This window comes from Pseudoalteromonas sp. SCSIO 43095, from assembly GCF_023650455.1.
GTDB classification, from domain to species: domain Bacteria; phylum Pseudomonadota; class Gammaproteobacteria; order Enterobacterales; family Alteromonadaceae; genus Pseudoalteromonas; species Pseudoalteromonas tetraodonis.
This window is the reverse complement of the sequence record NZ_CP087995.1, coordinates 2,437,083-2,456,954: the sequence shown is the minus strand read 5'-3', so window position 1 is coordinate 2,456,954 and position 19,872 is coordinate 2,437,083. Positions and strand designations below refer to the sequence as shown.

Sequence of the window (19,872 nt, the reverse complement as noted above, 5' to 3'; positions counted from 1 at the left end):
ACGCGGTTTTTTATTAATTACCTAAAACATCCTTCCATTGAGCTTTTATCTATCCTTCCCTCTGAGTTAGAAGTGCGCCTTTCAACACAGCTATTTTCACTAAATAAAGACATTAACGGTAAATACAGAGCTCTAGGAAAGCTCTCAGGTAACGATACTGCGCTTTTAGACAATGCACTGAGACAAATGGCGGGCTCAGCGTCATCGCTTATAAATTATGTACAAAAAGCCTCAACTCAAAGTAGCCATGCTCTAAGCTACAATAAGTTGGCGAGTGACTATTATAGTGAAGTGGTTAATTTATCTTTATCGACCTATCAACTGCTAAATGATTACCAGCCTGAAATTGAAAAAAGCCTGCAACAAAGTGTAAAAAATTTAAACTTACTCGCTGCAAAAATTGCACAGTTGCCTAATTTAGGAGTGATGAATGAGGTTGATGAATTTGCTTTATTTGTAGATGAAGAGCCAGAAGATCTGGATGCTGATATAAAAGCGGAGTTGGTGAGTTGGCCTAAACGTTATTTGCGCGATTTAAGCAGTACTTTATCACAAGCAAAGCAGCGTAATTCTGGAACGAATGAGTTACGTGAACAAATTAGCGTGTTATCAAAAACAGTGATTGAAGCAGAGCAAACATTAAAAGCGCAGCAAGATACCGTTAAACAACAAGTATTTTGGGTGTTCGGAATCGCAATAGGTGGTTTAGTAATATTAGCTTTTGGTATTTATTGGGTGCAACGTAAACAGGTTTTACAGCCTTTGAGGCAACTACGAGATGGGTTTGCATTTTTAATCGAAAGTAATGAGTTAAAAAATATTACAGTGAATAATCCTAAAACAGTTGTTAAAAATGAAAGTTTACTAGTAAATATTCAACACATAGGTGAGCAGGTTAATCATATTAACGCGCAGGCTGCTGAAAATGCATAAAATACTTATGAGGCAATGCAGCAAAGTGTTGGTTTTGCTAAAAATATGCTTAATGCGAGTTCTGATACACAGCAACGTATTGAACAAGGTATGCACAGTGTGCAAGAGTTACTGAGCGGCGTGCAAGGCCGAGGTTTTGCGGTGGTTACTGATGAAGTAAGGCAATTAGCCATGCAAACCCAAGGTTCGTTAAAAGAGATTAACGATCAGCTGGCGTTATTAAGTGAGAACTCTCAAATGGTCTACTCACAAATTAATGCGTTAACTGAGGATGCCCAATTACAAACCGAAAATGCCCAAGAGCTTCAAGCAAACTCGGAAGGGGTCGCAAATAATGCTCAGCAGACAAACACAGTTGCAGTTGAAGCAATGGAGCTTGCAAAACAGCAAAGCAATTTCCTTAGTGACTTTACTCAATCAATGCATAATAAGAAAAGCCAAGTAAATGAGTTGAGTTAGTTGGTGTCTGATATTCGCTCGCAGCTAGCGCTGCAAATGGCAACAATTAAAAAGGGATTGGGTTTAGACAGTGATGCAGTTTAATCTCGGTATAAACTCGAAACCGTAAATATTAACCTGTATGCTAAAAGTCTACGTAGTTACCCAAAGGATTTAACATGATTGATCAAGGTCAAACAATACCCGCAGTTAGTCTATCTAAGCTAACCGATGACGGTATGCAAACACTGACAAGCAATGAATTATTTGCAGATAAAAAAGTCGTGTTATTTGCAGTGCCAGGCGCTTTTACACCAACGTGTTCGAATGCTCATTTACCTGGATATATTAGCTTGGCTGATAAAATTAAGGCCAAGGGAATTGACGCTATTTATTGTGTATCGGTAAACGATGCATTTGTGATGAAAGCGTGGGGTGAGTCACAAAATGCAGAACATATAGATATGCTTGCAGACGGTGATGCTAGTTTTACTTGTGCTTTAGGGCTTGAAAAAGATACCGCAGGCTTTGGTGGAATACGCTCAAAACGATACGCGATGGTTGTTGATAATGGTGTTGTTACTGGTCTATTTGTAGAACAAGGCAAAGAGTTTGTAATAAGCAGTGCTGAAGCTGTTTTAGCCAAGCTTTAACACTGACGACTTTAATCAGAGAATAAAAAGCCGATACAGTGTATTGGCTTTTTTTATCTAAAGAGGATGTTTTATGGCTGGTATTGACCGCTTAGCGTTAAACCAGAGAATGTTTGATACGCATTAACACTTAAGTGCCATGTTCCCGCTTGAGGATTACTAAAAGTACAAGTTTCGGCGTTACCATTTTTATATGGACGACAATCATAGCTTGAGCTTGTTGGCTGGCTACCAAATTTTACAAATAAATCTGCATCACCGGTGCCGCCTGACGTTGTAACAGTAAAGCTTGCCATACCCGCCGGTACATCTAGCGTGTAATGTTTCCACTGACCTGCATTTGCTGTGATATCAGACACTGTGCCACCACCTGCTTGAGGAGTGCCTGAACCACCACCTGTTGAACCACCCGTAATGTTACCGACTAAACTCACGCCACTGTAGGCTGAATAACCACGCAGCATTACATGGTAAGTGTCGGCTGTTGGATTATCAATAGAACATTCTTCACTGTTTCCACCTTTATATGGACGACAATCATAAGTGGTTGTGGTTGGTTTACTACCTGCACGTACATACAAGTCAGCATCCCCTGTGCCACCACTCATAGTGAAAGTAACATTGGTTGCACCACTTGGTACTGTCATAGTGTAAAAGTCTTGTGCACTTGCCGCACCGCTTAAACCGGTTTTGACTTCTCCATCAACAAGTTCGTTATCACCCGTTGTTGGCGGTGTACCATCTGATGCTGCAGCAACCGCAGCGGCCGCATCAACAATACCTGTACCACAGCTGGTACACGTAGAAGAAAATGGACGAGTGGTTGTTTTTAAAATACTTTCTATTTCATCAGGAGTCGCGTTTGGTTTTGCTTGTTTGATCAGTGCAGCAACACCCGCAACATGAGGAGCCGCCATTGAGGTGCCTTGCGAAAAGCCATAACTGTCGCTTGATGGTGTTGTTGAACCTGAATTGTAAGTTGATAAAACACCTTCAGAGTCATTGGCAAAGCTTTGCGCGCCACCCGGTGCTGCCATATCAATATTACTTCCGTAATTTGAGTAATAAGCGCGGCCACCATTACGGCCAACCGATGCAACATTAACAACACCATTACAGTTACCTGGGTTGTAGTTTGCAGAATTATCGTTATCGTTACCTGCAGCAATAACAACAACTGTGCCGTTGTTACGAGCAGTATTTATGGCATTTTGCGTGGTTGAACTACATGCACCCGCACCACCTAAACTCATGTTAATTACATCAGCAGGATTAGCATTTGCTGATGTACCCGATACATTACCACCTGAGGCCCAAATGATACCGTCAGCAATATCTGAGGTTAAACCGCCACATTTACCCAATACACGCACTGGTACTACTTTGGCGTCATAAGCAACACCAGCAACGCCTTCACCGTTATTTGTTACTGCAGCGACAGTGCCTGCAACGTGAGTACCATGCCAACTAGAGCCTTGTGCACCGTTATTACCACATTCACCAGCTGCAACTGCATCCCCTGGATCGCGAGCATCGTTGTCACGGCCATTGCCATCATTGGCGACTGATAGATTAGAGATCATATCGTAGCCTGGTAAAATATTAGCGTTTAAATCAACGTGAGGGCGGTAGCCCGTATCAAGCACAGCGACAACCACACCACTGCCTGTTGCCGTATCCCAAGCTGTTGGTAAGTTAAGTCCACCGGCTTGCTCATAGTAATGCCATTGATCATCAAAACGCGGGTCATTTGGTGTCGCAAATGGTTTTAGCATTTGATCGACTTCAATATATTCAACATTACCCGAATTAACCATTTCTTGCATGAACTGCTGGGCTTCTTCGGCGTTTAGTTTTTTATCGGCACGCATTACGTGATGGTTATTGAGTGCCATTGCGCGAACATACTTAGCTTTAACTTTGCCTTTTTTTGAGGTGAAGTTTTTTACAAAGCTTTGCGCTTTTTTATTCATCATTGCTGGTGATACATCAGCGGTTGAGGTACTCATCATATCGTTGTTATTTTTATATTTAATGATGAATTGAGTCTCAAAGCCACCTTGATTTTGTAACTTGGCTGAGGTTTCTGCCATTGAAGGTGCGATTGCTTGCGCTAGGTTAGCCATGCTTGAGCTGGCAGCAAAGAGTGTACTTATTGTTAGCGCAACAGCGCATTTTTTGAATGAATTATTAGAAGTCATAATTACCCTTAGTTTTATTATTATTTGTGAAAATCCACAAAGCGGGTACAAAGGTAAATTATCTGTTAACCACTTTGAAATATTAAATACGTATGTACCTATTTCATTTAGTTATAACCGCGTATTTAGTGCGCTTTCAGTTGTTTTGTATTTGTATTTATATTATTAATAATCCTAATGTATTATATTTTTTTTGGGTTTTTTATTATTAATTAACTTTTATTGATAAATTAAAAATAATAAAAAAGGGGGGTTGACCTTTGCGGATTAAAATAAGTTCAATCTAGGAAGAGATTAACCGCGGCGCGCGATTTGTAACCTTGTGGACTAAGTAAAAATCGAGCAAAGCTTACGCATCCTGTTTACGCTCAAGATAAACACGCTCTGGCTATCTGGTTATTATTGAAACTTTGTTATAATTCACAAAAGTTTTTAAGAGATAACTAAATGACTCACGTTGATGTGATAGTGATTGGTGCCGGAGCCGCTGGTTTAATGTGTGCGGCACAAGCAGGGTATCGCGGCCGAAGCGTCACAGTACTTGATATGGGTAAAAAGCCAGGACGTAAAATTTTAATTAGTGGCGGTGGGCGTTGTAATTTTACCAATGAAAATGCAAGCCCTAGCAACTATTTATGCGCTAACCCCCATTTTGTAAAATCGTGCTTAAGTCGCTACACGCAGCACGACTTTGTAGAGCTTGTAGACCGACATGGTTTGGCATATCACCATAAGACACTCGGGCAATTATTTTGTGACAATAGCGCACAAGACATTGTTGATATTTTACTAACCGAGTGTGAGTGGGCGGGCGTTACTATTAAACTGCGCAGCGAAGTGTTAAATGTCGCTAAAACAGCCACCGGCTATAGTGTGACCACTGAACAAGAAACACTTACTTGTGGGTCGCTTGTGGTTGCATCGGGTGGGTTAACCATGCCTAAACTGGGTGCTACGCCAATCGGCTATAAAATTGCAGAGCAATTTGGCCTAAAGATATTGCCGACTATGGCTGCTCTAGTTCCCTTTACCTTACATCAGCACGATAAAGACCGTTTTGAAGGGCTTTCGGGTATTAGTATTCCTTGTGAAGTTGCAAGCGAAGATGGCACCGTATTTAAAGAGAATATTTTATTTACTCATCGTGGGCTATCTGGGCCTGCTATATTGCAAATAAGCTCATTTTGGCGAGCAGGTCAGGCGGTAACGATCAATTTACTGCCTGAACTAGATTTAAAGCAACAGCTAGCTAATTGGCGAGAAACACAAGCGCAAAAATCGTTGAAAAATAGCCTCGCGACTATCCTACCTAAGCGCTTTGTAGAAATACTCCACGCCAGTAACGCCATTCCCGATTGTAATATTAATCAACTAACGCATGGCCAAATAGATGCGCTTGCTGATTATATTCATGCGTGGCAAATTAAACCAAATGGTACCGAGGGTTACAGAACCGCAGAGGTTACTTTAGGCGGCGTAGATACCGACGAGTTGAGCTCAAAGACATTTGAGGCTAAAAAAGCTAAAGGCTTATACTTTATTGGCGAAGTGACCGATGTAACGGGTTGGCTAGGAGGCTATAATTTTCAATACGCGTGGAGCTGTGGATTTGCCGCCGGGCAGTACGCGTAGTCGTTTTTAATCAATTATAAAATTTCGCTGGAAAAAGCGTATTAACACGCCACTTCATCTTTGAGGTGGCGTTTATTCCTGCTCTGTTTATAACTTAAGCTTTTAACTCGTCTGGGTAAGTTTATACTGCTGCATTTTGCATTTTGCTATTTGGTTTTTCGGGAATAGTCATTTCTATAATTCCAGCATCAATGGCTGGCTTTAAGTAGCGCTCTCTAAAATGTTTACGGTCTTTTAATCCAAGTAAATTTGTAGCTCTTGTCGGTTTAGTGGCTTTTCGCTTTGGATAAATATATTTAACCTGAACTCTGGATAATAAATCTATCTCAAGCAGTTATTGACGCGTAATTTCGCCTTGTTTTCACTGGAAATCTCTGGCTAGAGAAAATAAATATAAATATCAATTTTGATTCAATACGTTAGTAAATCTCTTAACCAAAGTTCAGGTTACATAGTTAAAAACCCCGATATCACGCAGTGCAGTCGGGGTTTTTAACTTCTAGTGGTTACTCTTCGATAAACGCTTCACCTTCTTTCATCCACTTAGCGGCTGGTTTGCCTTTAAGGTAATGATCAAAGTACTGCATCATACGCACTGAAAAATCGACCTGATTTGGAAATTGTTTTAGGTGATGCGGTTCACCTTCATATTGTAAAAAGGTTGCGTCTTTACCTGCGCGACGAAGCGCTAAGTAATATTGCACGCCTTCATGCCATGGCACCGCATCATCTTTGTCGCCAAACATAATCAAAATAGGCGTGTTTACTTTATCGGCAAAAAAGACTGGCGAGTTTTCAATATAAAGCTCAGGTGCTTCAAATAAATTTTTACCAATACGGCTTTGCCCTGTTTCGTATTGAAATTGGCGTGCAAGTCCAGATTTTAAGCGAATGCCACTGTAAGCACTGGTCATGTTTGATACTGGCGCGCCCGATACCACTGCTTTAAACATATCAGTTTGGGTGATCATAAATGCACTTTGATAACCCGCCCAAGAGTGGCCTTGTAAGCCTATTTTATTAGCATCGGCAATACCTAAATCAATCAGCTTTTGTGTGGCGTTGATCATGGTTTGAGTTGAGGATTTACCAGGGTGACCTATTTCAAAGCGAATATCAGGTAAAAAGATGGCGTAGCCATTTGAGGTAAACATCGGGAAATTAGGGCGATGATTTAATTCCATTTTTGGAAAGTCATACATGCGCTGGCTCATGTAGCGGTAAAAGTACACCACAACAGGCACTTTATCGCCTTTTTTATAACCGGCAGGCTTGATTAATACCCCTTGTAAATCTTCACCATCAAAGCCTTTATAGCTAATGAGTTCAGGTGTTTGTCCCCAAGCAAAGTTGCTTATCTGAGGGTTAAGGTTAGTTACGCGTTGTGGTTGTTTAAAGTTAGAGTCTGTTTGATAAATGTCTGGAAATTGCTGATAGGTTTGCTCAGTAAATAAGTATTTATCGGCATTTTTGGCTTTTTTAACTACATCAAAGCGCTTATTACCTGTAAGTAATTTAGTGACTTCAAGAGTTGCTAAATTAAGTTTTGCCACTTCACTTTGCTTGCTTTGTAAATTAATTGCAGAAAGCAGGAGCGTATCATTGTTGTTAAAGCCTACTTGGTTTTTATCAAGTTTGATCACTCTGTATTGCGTATTACTTTTTTTACCATTAGTTAAGCGTTTAGCTTGCTTGGTATTGACGTTAAATGACCAAATATCGTATTTGCTGTAAACCAGTATTTCGCTGCTATCGTTCAGCCAGCCTGCAAAACCATAACCAGGCTGCTTGGATGGATAGTCGTGTTTGTCATCGGCAAACGTGGCGTTAATCGCCTTGCTGAGTACGCTCACTTTATTATTACCTAAGTTTTTAAGCTGTACTTGGTTATTATCAAAGTAAGCAGCAAACTGCCCATTGGGTGCAAGGCTCGGCCTAAATGGATAGTCGTTAATGATAGAAGTCTGTTTACCCGTGTTTATATCAACAGCAAAGTAGTCAGCAAAAAAACCGCCATACATTACTTTTTCAAGATGCGCTAAATTTGAGTAGCCTAACAATGACGTGGCACGCTCAGTATTAAGCGCCAGCTCAGGCATATTTGGCGTGCTTAACTGAACGACTTGCTGTGAGTTTACATGGTATACCGCAGTGTAATGACGATTTTTATTATTTTCATTCCATTGCTGTTCTTCGCGCGGTTTTATTTGTGCATCATTGTTGTGCCATACATTTAGCCCTTTATGGTCGCGAATTACCTCAAAGTCATACAGTGATGACTCATCTGTGTATTCTTTTTGTTTAACTTTTGCAGTGAGTTTTGGGCGGTTTTCAAAGTATAAACGTGTACCATCTTCGGCCCAAGTTAATGTCGCGGTTTTGCCCATTAACCATTCTGGGTTAGGTGATTGCACAGTGGTTAGCGTGTCGTTTTGCCACAGCGTTAATTCGTACTGACGACGACGCTTATCATCGTTTACATAGTTGCCTAAGGTAAACGCAACGGTTTTTTCGATCGGGTGCCAGGCTATTTTGCTAGCAACCACACCGGGCTCATCAATTAACACGGTGCTGGTAAAATCATCGAGTGAGAATAAAGTAATTTGATTATTGCCGCCATCAACATAGCTTTGACTCACCAATAGCTGATCGCTGGTGGCACTAATGCCATAGGTAAAGGCACTTTCAAGAGTATGAGTGCGCTTATCACTTAAGTTGATGATAACCAGCGGATAGCTTTTATCTTTTTTGTCGGCAGTAATAGTGCTATCGTTGTCGAGTTTTTTATCGTCTTCTTCAGCGTTTTCATTTTTGCGATAGACCAGCCACTGGCCGTTATTAGCTAGCACGTAATCTTTTACATTATTAAAGCTTTGCTGCTCACCGGTTTGGGTGTTCACTAATACTAAGTTATTTTTTAAGTCACTTTTTTTCTTAGTGGTTTCTTTTTCAAGCAGAGTAGGCACCTGCGTAAATGCGACCCAGTTTGCCATTTTGCTAATGGTAGGACGGGTTCCTCGTTCCACCTCAGCAATAAGCTTATTGCTATTGAGTGAGTAGACTTTCCCTGTAGCATCCCCGCGATAAGGGGTTGCACTTAAAGATAGGATTTGACCATTTTCAGAAAGCTGCGTGCCTTTTGCAGATTTAAAATCAAATACATCTTTAAATTCTAATGGCTTATTAGCTAAAGCACTGGCGCTCGTTAAGCTGGTAATAAGTGCACAGCCTACAAGAGTGAGTTGTGTTTTCATTATAGATTCTCGTTTTTTAACATTATTTTATTGTAACGAGTTTTAATAACAATTCGAGTAGATACGATAAGTGGTAGCAGGGCAGAGATGAGAAGTTAAAAATAAAAGGTAAAAGGTAAAAGGTTAGATTTTCGGGCCACGGGATGCGAGGTGTTTAGCATCGGTAAAAAATAACAGTGGAAGTGGTTAATTTAACACCTTGTTAGCATCACTAACAAGGTGTTACTTCGAATCTTATAACCAAATTTTTTGAAGCTCTAGCCATTGTTTTTCAAATTGCTCGCTAGGTCGTGCACTAAAATTACTGCGCACAAATTGGTTCATTTTACCCTCAACGTAGGCAAGCAAAAAGTTAGCTAGCGTCAGTTCATCACTTTGAAAGTTTTTACCTTCACGTAATTTACGCTCTCTAAGAATCTGTTTGAATTGGGTTTCTAGCTTTTCAAACAAGCCTTGTACACGCTCACGAAGTCGCTCTTGTTCACCCTGTAGAGCGTCGCCTGTTAATATACGGGTTATGCCTGGGTTTTTTTCAGCAAACGTTAGCAGCAGTAATAGGGTGTTGTAAACACGCGCTTTGCTTTCTTTCTCGTTATCTAAAATAAGATTAATACGTGATAGCAGCGTGTCTTCAATAAATTCAATTAACCCTTCAAACATGCGCGCCTTGCTAGGAAAATGACGATAAAGAGCGGCTTCAGATACGCCAACTTCTGCGGCAAGTTTGGCTGTTGTAATACGCTGGCCTAGGCTGGTTTCTAACATTTGTGCGAGTGCTTGCAGTATTTGCTCTTTGCGATTACTCTTTTTTGTCGCAGGCATGAACATTCCTTTTTTAATAGTTATTTTTTTCAACATAAATGTGCGATAACACAGCTTTGTGCCAAGTGTTACAGCGCGCAATACTCAATGGGGTGTTTTTGCACGTATTACAGCGATACATTAGTAATGCGCAAGCGTTAAGCTATTTTAGCGCAGTAAAATTACACTAAAAGGCCACAAGGCGTCATCATGTTAATGTTTTATTCAGTTTGTTTCCAGCCTTTTTATAATCGCTTGGCAAGCTGTTCGATCACTTTAACCGCTATTTCTATTTTACTGGTTTCAGGTAAGTCGAGTTGTTCATTTTGCCAATAAAGGGTGAGTGCGTTGCGCTCTGAATTAAAGCCTACATCACTGTGCGATACATCGTTAGCACAAATCATATCGAGGTTTTTATTGGTTAGTTTCCCCTTTGCGTAATTAGCAACGTTCTGCGTTTCTGCGGCGAAGCCGACGGTGTAAGGGCGGTTTTGTGTGAGGTTTGCGACCGCGGCTATTACATCTGGGTTTTTAACTAAGCTAAGAGTGAGTTCATCGCCTTGTTTTTTCATTTTTTGCGTGGCGATACTTGCTGCACGATAATCGGCCACAGCGGCACAACCAATAAAGGCATCTGAGTGAGGCGCATATTTGAGTGACTCATGCAGTAACTGTTCAGCACTTTCTATATTAATTAAATTAACGCCTTGCGGTGCTGTAATAGTTACCGGGCCTGAAATTAAGTTTACGTGTGCGCCGAATGATAACGCAGCTTGCGCCAGTGCATAGCCCATTTTTCCAGAGCTGTGGTTTGATATAAAACGAACAGGATCGAGAGGTTCACGAGTTGGACCTGCAGTAATTGTAATTGTTTTACCTGCCAATAGCGCAGGTTTAGCAGGCTCAGTGCATAAGCTCACTAATTCATGCGGTTCAAGCATTCGCCCAGCACCGACATCACCACAAGCTTGCTCGCCTTTGCCTGGCCCCCATATAGCAACGTTGCGTGCTTTTAAAGTGGCTAAATTAGCTTGCGTTGCAGGGTGAGCGTACATTTGCTGATTCATTGCCGGCGCTATGGCTACTTTTGCGGGGGTCGCCAGTAATAAAGTCGTGAGCAAGTCGTCAGCAATCCCTGCGGCCATTTTCGCAATAATATTGCTGGTGGCAGGGGCAACTAAAATTAAATCAGCCCATTTTGCAAATTCAATGTGCCCCATAGCGGCTTCGGCTGATGGGTCTAGCAACGAGTCAGACACCATTTCACCACTCACAGCTTGCATGGTTAGCGGGGTGATAAAATGTTTTGCTGATTCAGTCATTACAACTTTAACGTCACAACCATGGTCTTTTAAGCGTCTTACGAGTTCAGCACATTTATACGCTGCAATTCCACCGCTAATACCCAGCACTATTTTTTTATTTGTTAAATTAATCATGGTTGTTCATCAATTTTATAAAATATGGTGGCCAAAATAACAAATTTTGAGCGTGACAGCTAAAATAAAATGCGTTTTATCGCGCTAATTTTTGATTTTGCATTACAGTTATACAGTACAGTAATCTTTCAAGGATGAATCATGCAATTAACGTCATTACCTAATTCGCTCCGCCCGCGAGAAAAACTGCTAGAAAAGGGCGCAAAGGCACTCTCTGATGCTGAACTATTAGCTATATTTTTGCGCACGGGCCTACCCGGCATGAATGCCATAGAGTTGGCGCAGCATTTGATTAACGAAAATAAAACCCTGCATAATTTGTTTAATGCCAGTATGGATGAATTTTGTGCGCAAAAAGGCTTGGGAATGGCTAAATATGTTCAGCTACAAGCAGTACTTGAGCTAAGCCAGCGTTACATGCAAGAGGGCTTTGTGCGCGACGCCGTTTTTAACTCTCCACAAGCCGTTTATGACTATTTAACGCTGCAAATGCGTGGATTGCAGCAAGAGGTATTTATGGTGTTGTACCTTGATAGTCAAAATCGTTTATTAAAAGATGAAATATTATTTTACGGCACAATTAACGCAGCCAGTGTATATCCGCGTGAAGTGGTAAAGGCGGCACTGAAAAATAATGCGGCGGCGGTGATTTTTTCACATAATCACCCCAGTGGTATTGCAGAACCGAGTCAGGCCGATAAGCTCATTACCAATAAATTGTGCCAAGCACTGCAATTAGTCGACATAAATGTGTTGGATCATATTATTATTGGTGGTGAAAGTAGTGTTTCGTTTGCCGAACGGGGACTGATTTGAGTTTATCGTTTACAGATATGTGCTAAAAATGAGCGGTTTAGTGCGTTTTGGCAAATTAGTTTAATTTAAATGCAGTTTTTACTTTCCCTAAGGGCATTCGATCTTTATAATTAGCCGCTATCAAATTTACACATGAGCTGGTTGGATAAGATCAGTATTTGATCTTTGCCTGTAAAAGCTGTATAAAGAGCGCCCTTCGATTTATCTCTAGGGCACAAATACATGGCCTTAGGGAAAATTAAGCTCGAGCGAAGTTATTGGAGATATATAGACATGTCTAAAGTATGTCAAGTTACAGGTAAGCGTCCAGCGGTTGGTAACCACCGTTCACACGCGAGAAACGCGACTAAACGTCGTTTCCTACCTAACCTACAAACACACCGTTTTTGGGTTGAAAGTGAAAAACGTTTTGTAACATTACGCACTACTACTAAAGGTATGCGTATTATCGATAAAAAAGGCATTGACACGGTTCTTACAGAAATCCGTGCTCGTGGCGAAAAAGTTTAAGGAACTGAATTATGCGCGATAAGATCCGTTTAGTTTCAACTGCTGGTACTGGTTTTTTCTACACTACCGACAAGAACAAGCGTAACATGCCTGAAAAAATGGAAATCAAAAAATTCGATCCTAAGGCTCGTAAACATGTGATTTTCAAAGAAGCTAAAATCAAGTAATTTAGTTTTCTTTCAGAAATGTAAAAACCCAGCTTATGCTGGGTTTTTTGTTTTTAAAATCTGCTCTATCATCCACCGAAACCATATCACCGTAATGATACCCATTGAATTAAATCGCTAATTGGCTTTTGTTAAGCGCCACGAATTATTCCGTAGATAATGGCATCAGTTGTTTATAACTAAAAAACATAAAGAGTATGAGCATTAAATAATTTTACGGGCTAAGTCGTTGGGTATTGTGTATTTAGAGTGCGGTTATGAGCTATTTAAGTATGCCTGAAGAGGAAGAAAGAGGTTTTACGGTAACTGACTAGGGTATGAGCTGTAAGTAGCTCTAAGGCTACTTACAGCGCGATATTTATACTTTAAAGTTCTCTACTGATATTCTTAGCTCTTCGGCTAATTTAGCCACTTCTGAACTTGAAATATTCGTTTGTACAGCGCCTTCTGCTGTTTGCTCGGCAATAGCAACAATAGACTCTAAGCGCTCACTGATCTCTTGTGATACTTGTTGTTGCTCTTGTGCTGCTGTTGATATCTCTTCACTGACATTATGCGCTTGTGATACTGCAAGGGTAATTGAATCCAGTGCACTATTGGCTAAGTCACTTTGCTCAACACACGAAACCGCGCGTTCTTTACCTTTTTCCATAGCTTTAACCGCTTCTTCAGCGCCCGACTGTAGTGACTCAATCATAGATTGAATTTCTTGGGTCGACTCTTGTGTTTTACTTGCAAGTGATCTTACTTCATCAGCTACCACGGCGAAGCCTCTGCCTTGCTCGCCGGCACGCGCAGCCTCAATAGCCGCATTAAGTGCAAGTAAGTTAGTTTGCTCCGCAATACCGCGAATAACATCTAAAATACTACCAATTGATGCGCTATCTTTGTGTAGTTTATTGATAACACTTGATGCTTCGTCTACCTCGTAGGCGAGTTGCTCAATGGTTGCTTTATTTTGATTTGAAATACCTTTAACGCGCTCCGCTTCTTTATCGGCATTTTTAATTTCGCTCAGTGCTTGTTGTGCACTATTACTCACTGTTTGTGATGTGCTGCTCATTTCAGTGGTTGCGGTTGCTGCTTGCTCTACTTGCGCTTGCTGATTACTGATTGCTTTGCTTGATTCACCGGTAATTGTTGAGGTTTGCTCAGAAGCGGCTGCAAGTTGTGTTGAACGTGAAATAATACCGGTGATTAAGCTACGTAAACTATCAATTAAGGTATTACAACTTTTCGATAATTCACCAAATTCATCTTTTGCGCTGTCATCTAAGCGTTGAGTCATATCACCACTGGCAACAATATCTAGAATACGATTTACTTCCGCTAATGGCTTAATAATACGGTTAACCGTAATGATGGCTACAAGCACAGCGATAATAGTCGCAATGATCATACCTATCCATGTCCATAAATTAGCTGAGTTTACGTCACTACGTACGCCTTCTTGTAATGTAAATGCAACGCCACTGGCTTGTAATACTAATTCGTCAATTTGGCTAAGCGCTGTTTTAGTCGCTTTTTCAGACTCTGCTAATTCACGCTCGGTTGTGCTTATTGCGTCAATAAGGCGCTTTTTATTCGCTGAAAGGCTATCGTTACCTAAAATATTGCTCTCTAGGGTATCTATATAACCCTTTAAGTCATTAAACAAGCTGCTGTGACTTTGCTCTATCGCCGGCTTTATTAATGAAACGGTACGAACGACTTCTTCAAAGTAATACACTTGCTCGTTTTTGATAATATCGAGCGTGTTAAGCGTTTTAACGGTTAGCATGTCGGTGCTGCTGGTAACCACGGACATAAAGTTATTTTCTAGATTATTAGCTGCTTGATAAGCGCGTGGATGATTATCCTCTAAACCATCAATATCAATAATATCAAGCACTATAGAGTTGGCATCTTCTGCCGCGAGCTCAATGGTGTCTAGTTGCGCTTTGAGCTTTTTGTTAAGCACTAGCTGGGTGTTTTTATCTTTAAGCAGGCTGCTTATGATATTTGAAAAGCTCTGATAGGTTTTTTCAACTTCAAGGCTACTTTTGTTTAATTGTGGATCGTCTTTAACAACTTGTTGTAGTTCGCGGTGTAATTTATCAAATATTTGTTTTTGTTCTTCTATTTGAGCTTTTAATGAGGCGAGTTCTTGAGCCGATGTAATATGGAAACTAGCTTGGGCGGCTTTACTCATCAAAATAAATTCAGCTTGTAATTGTGCACTTTTGTTCAATGCAGGGAGCGATAGCTGATTAACTTTTTGAGTTGAACGATCTATATTTGCTATTTTTATTAAAGAGTTACCGCCAATAATTAAAAGTAATAAAGTGATAAATATAAAACCACCCCAAATACGTTGACTCACTGTTAGATTCATATGGTTTTCCATTCAAAAATACGTCTATTAAAACTTATCGGCGCTTTCAACAATAAGTTAAGTAATTAAAAATAATCAATTTTTACTGTTAATAGTTAGTTGCTAAATTTACCGCGAAACTTAATTACAAACCAAGCATGCATAATACAAGTCTTCGATTAGGGATAAAAAATAATGTAAGGCGTTAACACTTGTTTATTGCCTATGTTTAACTCAATTAAGAGTATTACTATTTTTTTACACAATATTGTGAATGTTTTGTAATTATGCAATTTAACATCCACTTTTAAACTTAACAGATGTATTAACTTTTTTCAGTTTATTTAGACAAAAGTTGTGATTTTTCTGAAAATTTTTGCTTACTTTGTAGTTCTATTAGTGTCATTGAGCCACCCCATACGCAACCCGTGTCTAGAGCATAAAGGTGGTTGTAGGGCGTTTTGCCTTCAAGTGCTGCCCAGTGCCCAAAAATTAGGTCATGTTGAGCGTTCATAATGGCAGGATGAGAAAACCAAGGAATTAGTGATGATGAATTTGTTGTTGCTTCTTTTGCATTAAAATCGAGCAAATTATCAGGCGTAATAAAGCGCATGCGAGTGAAATAATTAACGATGTAACGAAATTTAGCAGCATCATCAAGTTGCTCAGTCCATTTTAGCGGGTGAGGCTGATACATGTTTTTAAAATAGAACTCGGCATTGTTTTGACTGTAACACTGTTGAGCAAATTGAGCGTGTTCAATAGCATGTACGCATGACCAATCAGGGTTAAGTCCTGCATGAGAGATAAAACAATCATACTGCTCTAAATAAAGAGCTAAAGGCTGAGTTTGTAAAAACGCAATGTAGTGGGGCAGTTTACTACTGTTAAACAGTGCAGTGAGTCTGTCTTTGGGGTTAGGTGTAACATTATTTAAATAACAGGCAATCATGTGTAAGTCATGATTGCCTAATGTGACGCTAACACTGTCTTGATGTTGATAAATAAAATCAAGGCACGCTTTCGAGTTTGGACCGCGAGCGACAATATCACCCACTAAATATAAGTGATCTTTGCTAGGGTTAAAGTCGACTTGCTTTAACAATAAACTAAATTCGTCAAAGCAGCCTTGTAAATCACCTATTGCGTAGTCGGCCATTGTTACCTGTTTTTGTCAGTGTAAGATATTAGGACAGGCTAAGCGGAATACGTTTATGGGTGCTTTAAATTCAGCACCAAACTCGTTACGTAAAATGTAATGTCCCTGCATGGTGCCTACCGGTGTATCTATTATTGCACCACTGGTATATTTGTAGCTTTCACCTGGAGCTATATCTGGGGTTTCACCCACCACACCTTCGCCTTGCACTTCTACTTCTTTGCCATTGGCATCAGTAATCAGCCAATAACGGCTAAGTAGTTTTGCACTGCATAAACTGTGGTTTTTTATAGTAACGGAGTAGGCGAACACAAACTTATCTAGTTCGGGTTGCGATTGCTCTTCCACATAAAACGTTTCAACAGATACCTTTACAGGTGATCCTATATTACTATTACTGCTTGTTGTCATAAATCCAGTTAGCTATATCAATAAATTGTTGTAACGACAGGCTCTCAGCACGCAAAGTAATATCAATGCCAATGCTGGTTAATTCGTCAGCTGTTAGAAGGTTGCCAAGGCTGTTACGCAACGTTTTACGGCGCTGATTAAACGCTTCTAAACAAACGGTGTTTAATATTTTAACGCTTTTAGCGGTGCGCTGCTGTGCCTTTTTAGGGATTAAGCGAATAACCGCAGAATCGACTTTAGGTGCCGGTTTAAAGCACTCAGGCGGTACTTCTACCACAGGCATCGCATGACAATAATACTGAGTCATCACACTCAAGCGACCAAAGGTTTTACTACCTGGGCCTGCTACCATGCGCTTTACCACTTCTTTTTGCAGCATAAAGTGCATGTGCTCAATATGATCGGCAAATTCAAACAAGTGAAACAACAAAGGCGTTGAAATGTTGTACGGCAGGTTGCCGAATACTTTTAGCTTTTTGTCATCTTTAACCAGGCTTGCAAAATCAAACTTCATTGCATCGCCTTGGTTTACGGTTAATTTTGGCCCTAAAAATGGGTGTTCAATTAAACGCTGGGCTAAATCTTTATCTAGCTCAACAACCGTTAAATGGCCACTTAAATCGGCAACAGGCTCGGTAATAGCGCCTAGACCTGGGCCAATTTCTACTAAATTATCTTGCGGTTTAGGATCGATAGCGGTGACGATTTTGTCGATAATTGACTCGTCGAATAAAAAGTTTTGGCCAAAACGTTTACGGGCGCGGTGTCCTAAGTGTACTTTATCGGTCATTGATTCTGTGCTTTTTCATGGGCGAGCTTAATTGCTTCGCGGATCGCTAATTCAAAACTGCCAACATCAGCATCGCCTGTACCGGCTAAATCAAGCGCAGTACCGTGATCGACTGAGGTGCGAATAAATGGAAGGCCGAGAGTTATATTCACTGACTTACCAAATCCTTTGTATTTTAGCACAGGTAATCCCTGATCGTGATACATAGCCAGCACTGCATCGGCTTCATTTAGGTATTTATCTTGAAATAGGGTATCGGCTGGTAAAGGCCCGATTAAGTTCATCCCCTCAGCTCTTAGTAGGTCGAGCGTAGGCGTAATCGTGTCGATTTCTTCGCGGCCTAAATGGCCATCTTCACCGGCATGTGGGTTTAAGCCACAGACTAAAATACGAGGTTGCTCAATGCCAAATTTAGTTTTCAAGTCATGGTTAAGAATATTAGCGACTTTAACTAGTCGCTCTTGCGTAATAGCACGAGAGACATAAGCAAGCGGAATATGTGTGGTTACTAGGGCAACACGCAAACCTTCAGTGGCTAATAACATAACCACATCAGCTGTACCTGATTGCTGAGCAAAGTACTCAGTATGGCCACTAAAAGAAATGCCGGCTTGGTTAATAATACCCTTATGAACAGGCCCCGTAACAACGGCATCAAATGTGCCATCCATATTCTTCTCGCTGGCAATACGTAATGTATCTAACACGTATTGTCCATTGGCGTCATTAAGCACGCCAAGCTCAACGGGCTCTGCTAAATTAATTTGCTTAATATATAAGCTGCCAGCCGCTGTTGGCATTGCTTTGGCTTGTTCATCAAATTCAATTAATTTAATGTTTAAACCCAAATGCTTAGCGCGTTGTTTTAGTAGCGATGCATCTGCAATCGCTACTAGTTGTGCATCCCAGCTGTGCTGTGCCAGTTTTAATAGCAAGTCTGGGCCAATGCCTGCAGGCTCACCGGGGGTTACCGCAATTCTTAAGGTCATAATTATTCGTCTATTGGGAAAATTTCAACGTGGGCTTGTTCGCGCATTTCTTGCTGCCAGTTAAAGCTTTCTTCTTTAAATTTACGATTAAACAACATGCCATGTGCACGATTGCGTTTAGCTTGCTCTGTCTTATCTGCAACACGTTTATCTAGTAACTGCACAATGTGCCAGCCAAACTGACTTCTAAATGGTTCGCTGATTTCGTTTTTATCAAGTGATAGTAACGTATCTCTAAACGCAGGCACGTAGGTGGTTGGATCAGTCCAATCGTATTGACCGCCTTTAAGTGCTGAACCTGGGTCTTGTGAATGCTCTTTAGCAAGTTCTGCAAAGTCAGCATCGCCGGCGCGTAAATCTTTAACAAAGCCTGCTAACATAGTGCGAGCTTTTTCTTCACTTAAAATAATTGAAGGCTTAATAAGAATATGGCGAGATTTAACCTCAGTGGTTTCTACTACTTGGCGGCCACGTACGTCTTGCACTTTAATGATGTGGAAACCCGCACCGGAACGAAGTGGACCAATAATCGCATCTTTCTTTTTACCTTTTACAGCTTCTGCAAATAACGATGGCATTTCGTTAATGCCCATCCAGCCTAATTGTCCGCCTTCAAGCGCTTTTGAGCCGCTTGATGATGAAATGGCAATACGTTTAAATTCTTGGCCATCTTCCAGCAGTTCAATAACTTTGTCTGCGCGTGTTTTTGCTGAGCTAACGTCGTCTGCACTTGCACCACTTGGAATATCGATAAGTATGTGACCAATATCGTATTCTTCGGCATTTTGGCCTTGGCTATCCATAATTTTTAGTAAGTTATCAATTTCTTGGTCGCTTACATATATACGGCGGTCTACGTTTGCACGTGTAACTTGTTGCGTGGTTATCTCTTTACGAATTTCTTCGCGGTAAGCTTGAAAGCTCTCACCCGACGCTTCAATAGTACGACGCAAATCAGCAATTGTACCGCCTTGCTCTTTAGCCATGTTGGCAAGTGTTTGGTCAAGCTGGCTATCTGAAATTTCTAAGCCCATGCGCTCAGCCATCTGCATCATCAAGGTTTGATTTACTAAACGCTCAATCGCCTGAACACGTAGTGTTTCGTCTTTTGGCAGCTGTTGGTTTTGTTTTTCTGCTTGTTTTTTTACGCGATCAACAATAGTGTCTACTTCACTTTTTAAAATAACGCCTTGGTTTACAATACCAATTACTTTGTCTATTTCGACAGGGGCGGCAAATGCACTTTGGCACAAGCTGAACGTTAAAACTGCTGATGTTAATAATTTTTTTAAATTCATATTCTTTTTACTACTCTTACTAATAGTA

General features: G+C 40.6%; 16 protein-coding genes and 1 pseudogene. 6 read left to right on the top strand and 11 right to left on the bottom strand.

The window, feature by feature from the left end:
* Positions 1–45: 45 nt before the first annotated feature.
* Together LOC50_RS17495 and LOC50_RS11545 are read left to right on the top strand one after the other, a co-directional pair.
* Positions 46–1,476 (top strand): annotated as a pseudogene (locus LOC50_RS17495) (methyl-accepting chemotaxis protein); the annotation flags it as partial.
* 74 nt (positions 1,477–1,550) lie between these two features.
* Entirely contained in the window at positions 1,551–2,024 is a 474-nt protein-coding gene (locus tag LOC50_RS11545) for a peroxiredoxin (protein WP_250653250.1), read from the top strand.
* A gap of 71 nt (positions 2,025–2,095) precedes the next feature.
* Here LOC50_RS11545 and LOC50_RS11540 read toward each other — a convergent pair whose 3' ends face one another.
* The gene (locus LOC50_RS11540) at positions 2,096–4,225 is read right to left on the bottom strand and encodes a S8 family peptidase (RefSeq protein WP_250653249.1); all 2,130 of its coding nucleotides are present in this window, start codon (positions 4,223–4,225) and stop codon (positions 2,096–2,098) included.
* A gap of 447 nt (positions 4,226–4,672) precedes the next feature.
* On the opposite strand from LOC50_RS11540, the gene LOC50_RS11535 reads away from it, so the two are divergent.
* Positions 4,673–5,857: a BaiN/RdsA family NAD(P)/FAD-dependent oxidoreductase gene (locus LOC50_RS11535; RefSeq protein ID WP_250653248.1), complete on the top strand. Its 1,185-nt coding sequence runs from the start codon at positions 4,673–4,675 to the stop codon at positions 5,855–5,857.
* 121 nt (positions 5,858–5,978) lie between these two features.
* Here LOC50_RS11535 and LOC50_RS17490 read toward each other — a convergent pair whose 3' ends face one another.
* The 4 genes from LOC50_RS17490 to coaBC form a co-directional block, all read right to left on the bottom strand.
* On the bottom strand, positions 5,979–6,149 hold the full coding sequence (locus LOC50_RS17490; RefSeq protein ID WP_350309920.1) for a Fic family protein: 171 nt from the start codon (positions 6,147–6,149) through the stop codon (positions 5,979–5,981).
* Between the two features lie 214 nt (positions 6,150–6,363).
* Entirely contained in the window at positions 6,364–9,111 is a 2,748-nt protein-coding gene (locus tag LOC50_RS11530; RefSeq protein ID WP_250653247.1) for a S9 family peptidase, read from the bottom strand.
* A 234-nt stretch (positions 9,112–9,345) separates the two neighbouring features.
* Positions 9,346–9,933 carry a nucleoid occlusion factor SlmA gene (gene slmA / locus LOC50_RS11525; RefSeq protein WP_036980222.1) on the bottom strand — a complete coding sequence of 196 codons (588 nt, stop codon included), beginning with the start codon at positions 9,931–9,933 and terminating at the stop codon, positions 9,346–9,348.
* A 224-nt stretch (positions 9,934–10,157) separates the two neighbouring features.
* Entirely contained in the window at positions 10,158–11,351 is a 1,194-nt protein-coding gene (coaBC, locus tag LOC50_RS11520) for a bifunctional phosphopantothenoylcysteine decarboxylase/phosphopantothenate--cysteine ligase CoaBC (RefSeq protein WP_036980221.1), read from the bottom strand.
* Positions 11,352–11,492: 141 nt separating this feature from the next.
* Between coaBC and radC the strand changes: the two genes are divergently transcribed.
* The 3 genes from radC to rpmG all read left to right on the top strand — a co-directional run bounded on the left by radC (position 11,493) and on the right by rpmG (position 12,844).
* Positions 11,493–12,167: a RadC family protein gene (gene radC / locus LOC50_RS11515; protein ID WP_013465906.1), complete on the top strand. Its 675-nt coding sequence runs from the start codon at positions 11,493–11,495 to the stop codon at positions 12,165–12,167.
* A 273-nt stretch (positions 12,168–12,440) separates the two neighbouring features.
* Positions 12,441–12,677, top strand: coding sequence for a 50S ribosomal protein L28 (gene rpmB, locus LOC50_RS11510; RefSeq protein ID WP_008464111.1), 237 nt, complete (start codon positions 12,441–12,443; stop codon positions 12,675–12,677).
* A gap of 11 nt (positions 12,678–12,688) precedes the next feature.
* Positions 12,689–12,844, top strand: coding sequence for a 50S ribosomal protein L33 (gene rpmG, locus LOC50_RS11505; protein WP_004587947.1), 156 nt, complete (start codon positions 12,689–12,691; stop codon positions 12,842–12,844).
* 358 nt (positions 12,845–13,202) lie between these two features.
* Here the strand turns inward: rpmG and LOC50_RS11500 are convergent, their stop codons facing one another.
* From LOC50_RS11500 to surA, 6 genes are all read right to left on the bottom strand, one after another.
* A complete protein-coding gene (locus LOC50_RS11500) occupies positions 13,203–15,218 on the bottom strand; it encodes a methyl-accepting chemotaxis protein (RefSeq protein WP_138627218.1) in 2,016 nt (671 codons plus the stop codon).
* A gap of 319 nt (positions 15,219–15,537) precedes the next feature.
* On the bottom strand, positions 15,538–16,356 hold the full coding sequence (locus LOC50_RS11495; protein ID WP_138627217.1) for a symmetrical bis(5'-nucleosyl)-tetraphosphatase: 819 nt from the start codon (positions 16,354–16,356) through the stop codon (positions 15,538–15,540).
* A 15-nt stretch (positions 16,357–16,371) separates the two neighbouring features.
* Complete coding sequence (gene apaG, locus LOC50_RS11490; protein WP_250653246.1) at positions 16,372–16,767, bottom strand: Co2+/Mg2+ efflux facilitator ApaG/CorD; 396 nt, start codon at positions 16,765–16,767, stop codon at positions 16,372–16,374.
* The gene (gene rsmA, locus LOC50_RS11485; RefSeq protein ID WP_008113221.1) at positions 16,751–17,557 is read right to left on the bottom strand and encodes a 16S rRNA (adenine(1518)-N(6)/adenine(1519)-N(6))-dimethyltransferase RsmA; all 807 of its coding nucleotides are present in this window, start codon (positions 17,555–17,557) and stop codon (positions 16,751–16,753) included. The genes apaG and rsmA overlap by 17 nt, the downstream gene beginning before the upstream one ends.
* Positions 17,554–18,546, bottom strand: coding sequence for a 4-hydroxythreonine-4-phosphate dehydrogenase PdxA (gene pdxA / locus LOC50_RS11480; protein WP_250653245.1), 993 nt, complete (start codon positions 18,544–18,546; stop codon positions 17,554–17,556). Before pdxA ends, rsmA begins: the two co-directional genes overlap by 4 nt.
* A gap of 2 nt (positions 18,547–18,548) precedes the next feature.
* The gene (gene surA / locus LOC50_RS11475; protein ID WP_036980216.1) at positions 18,549–19,844 is read right to left on the bottom strand and encodes a peptidylprolyl isomerase SurA; all 1,296 of its coding nucleotides are present in this window, start codon (positions 19,842–19,844) and stop codon (positions 18,549–18,551) included.
* Positions 19,845–19,872: the final 28 nt, after the last annotated feature.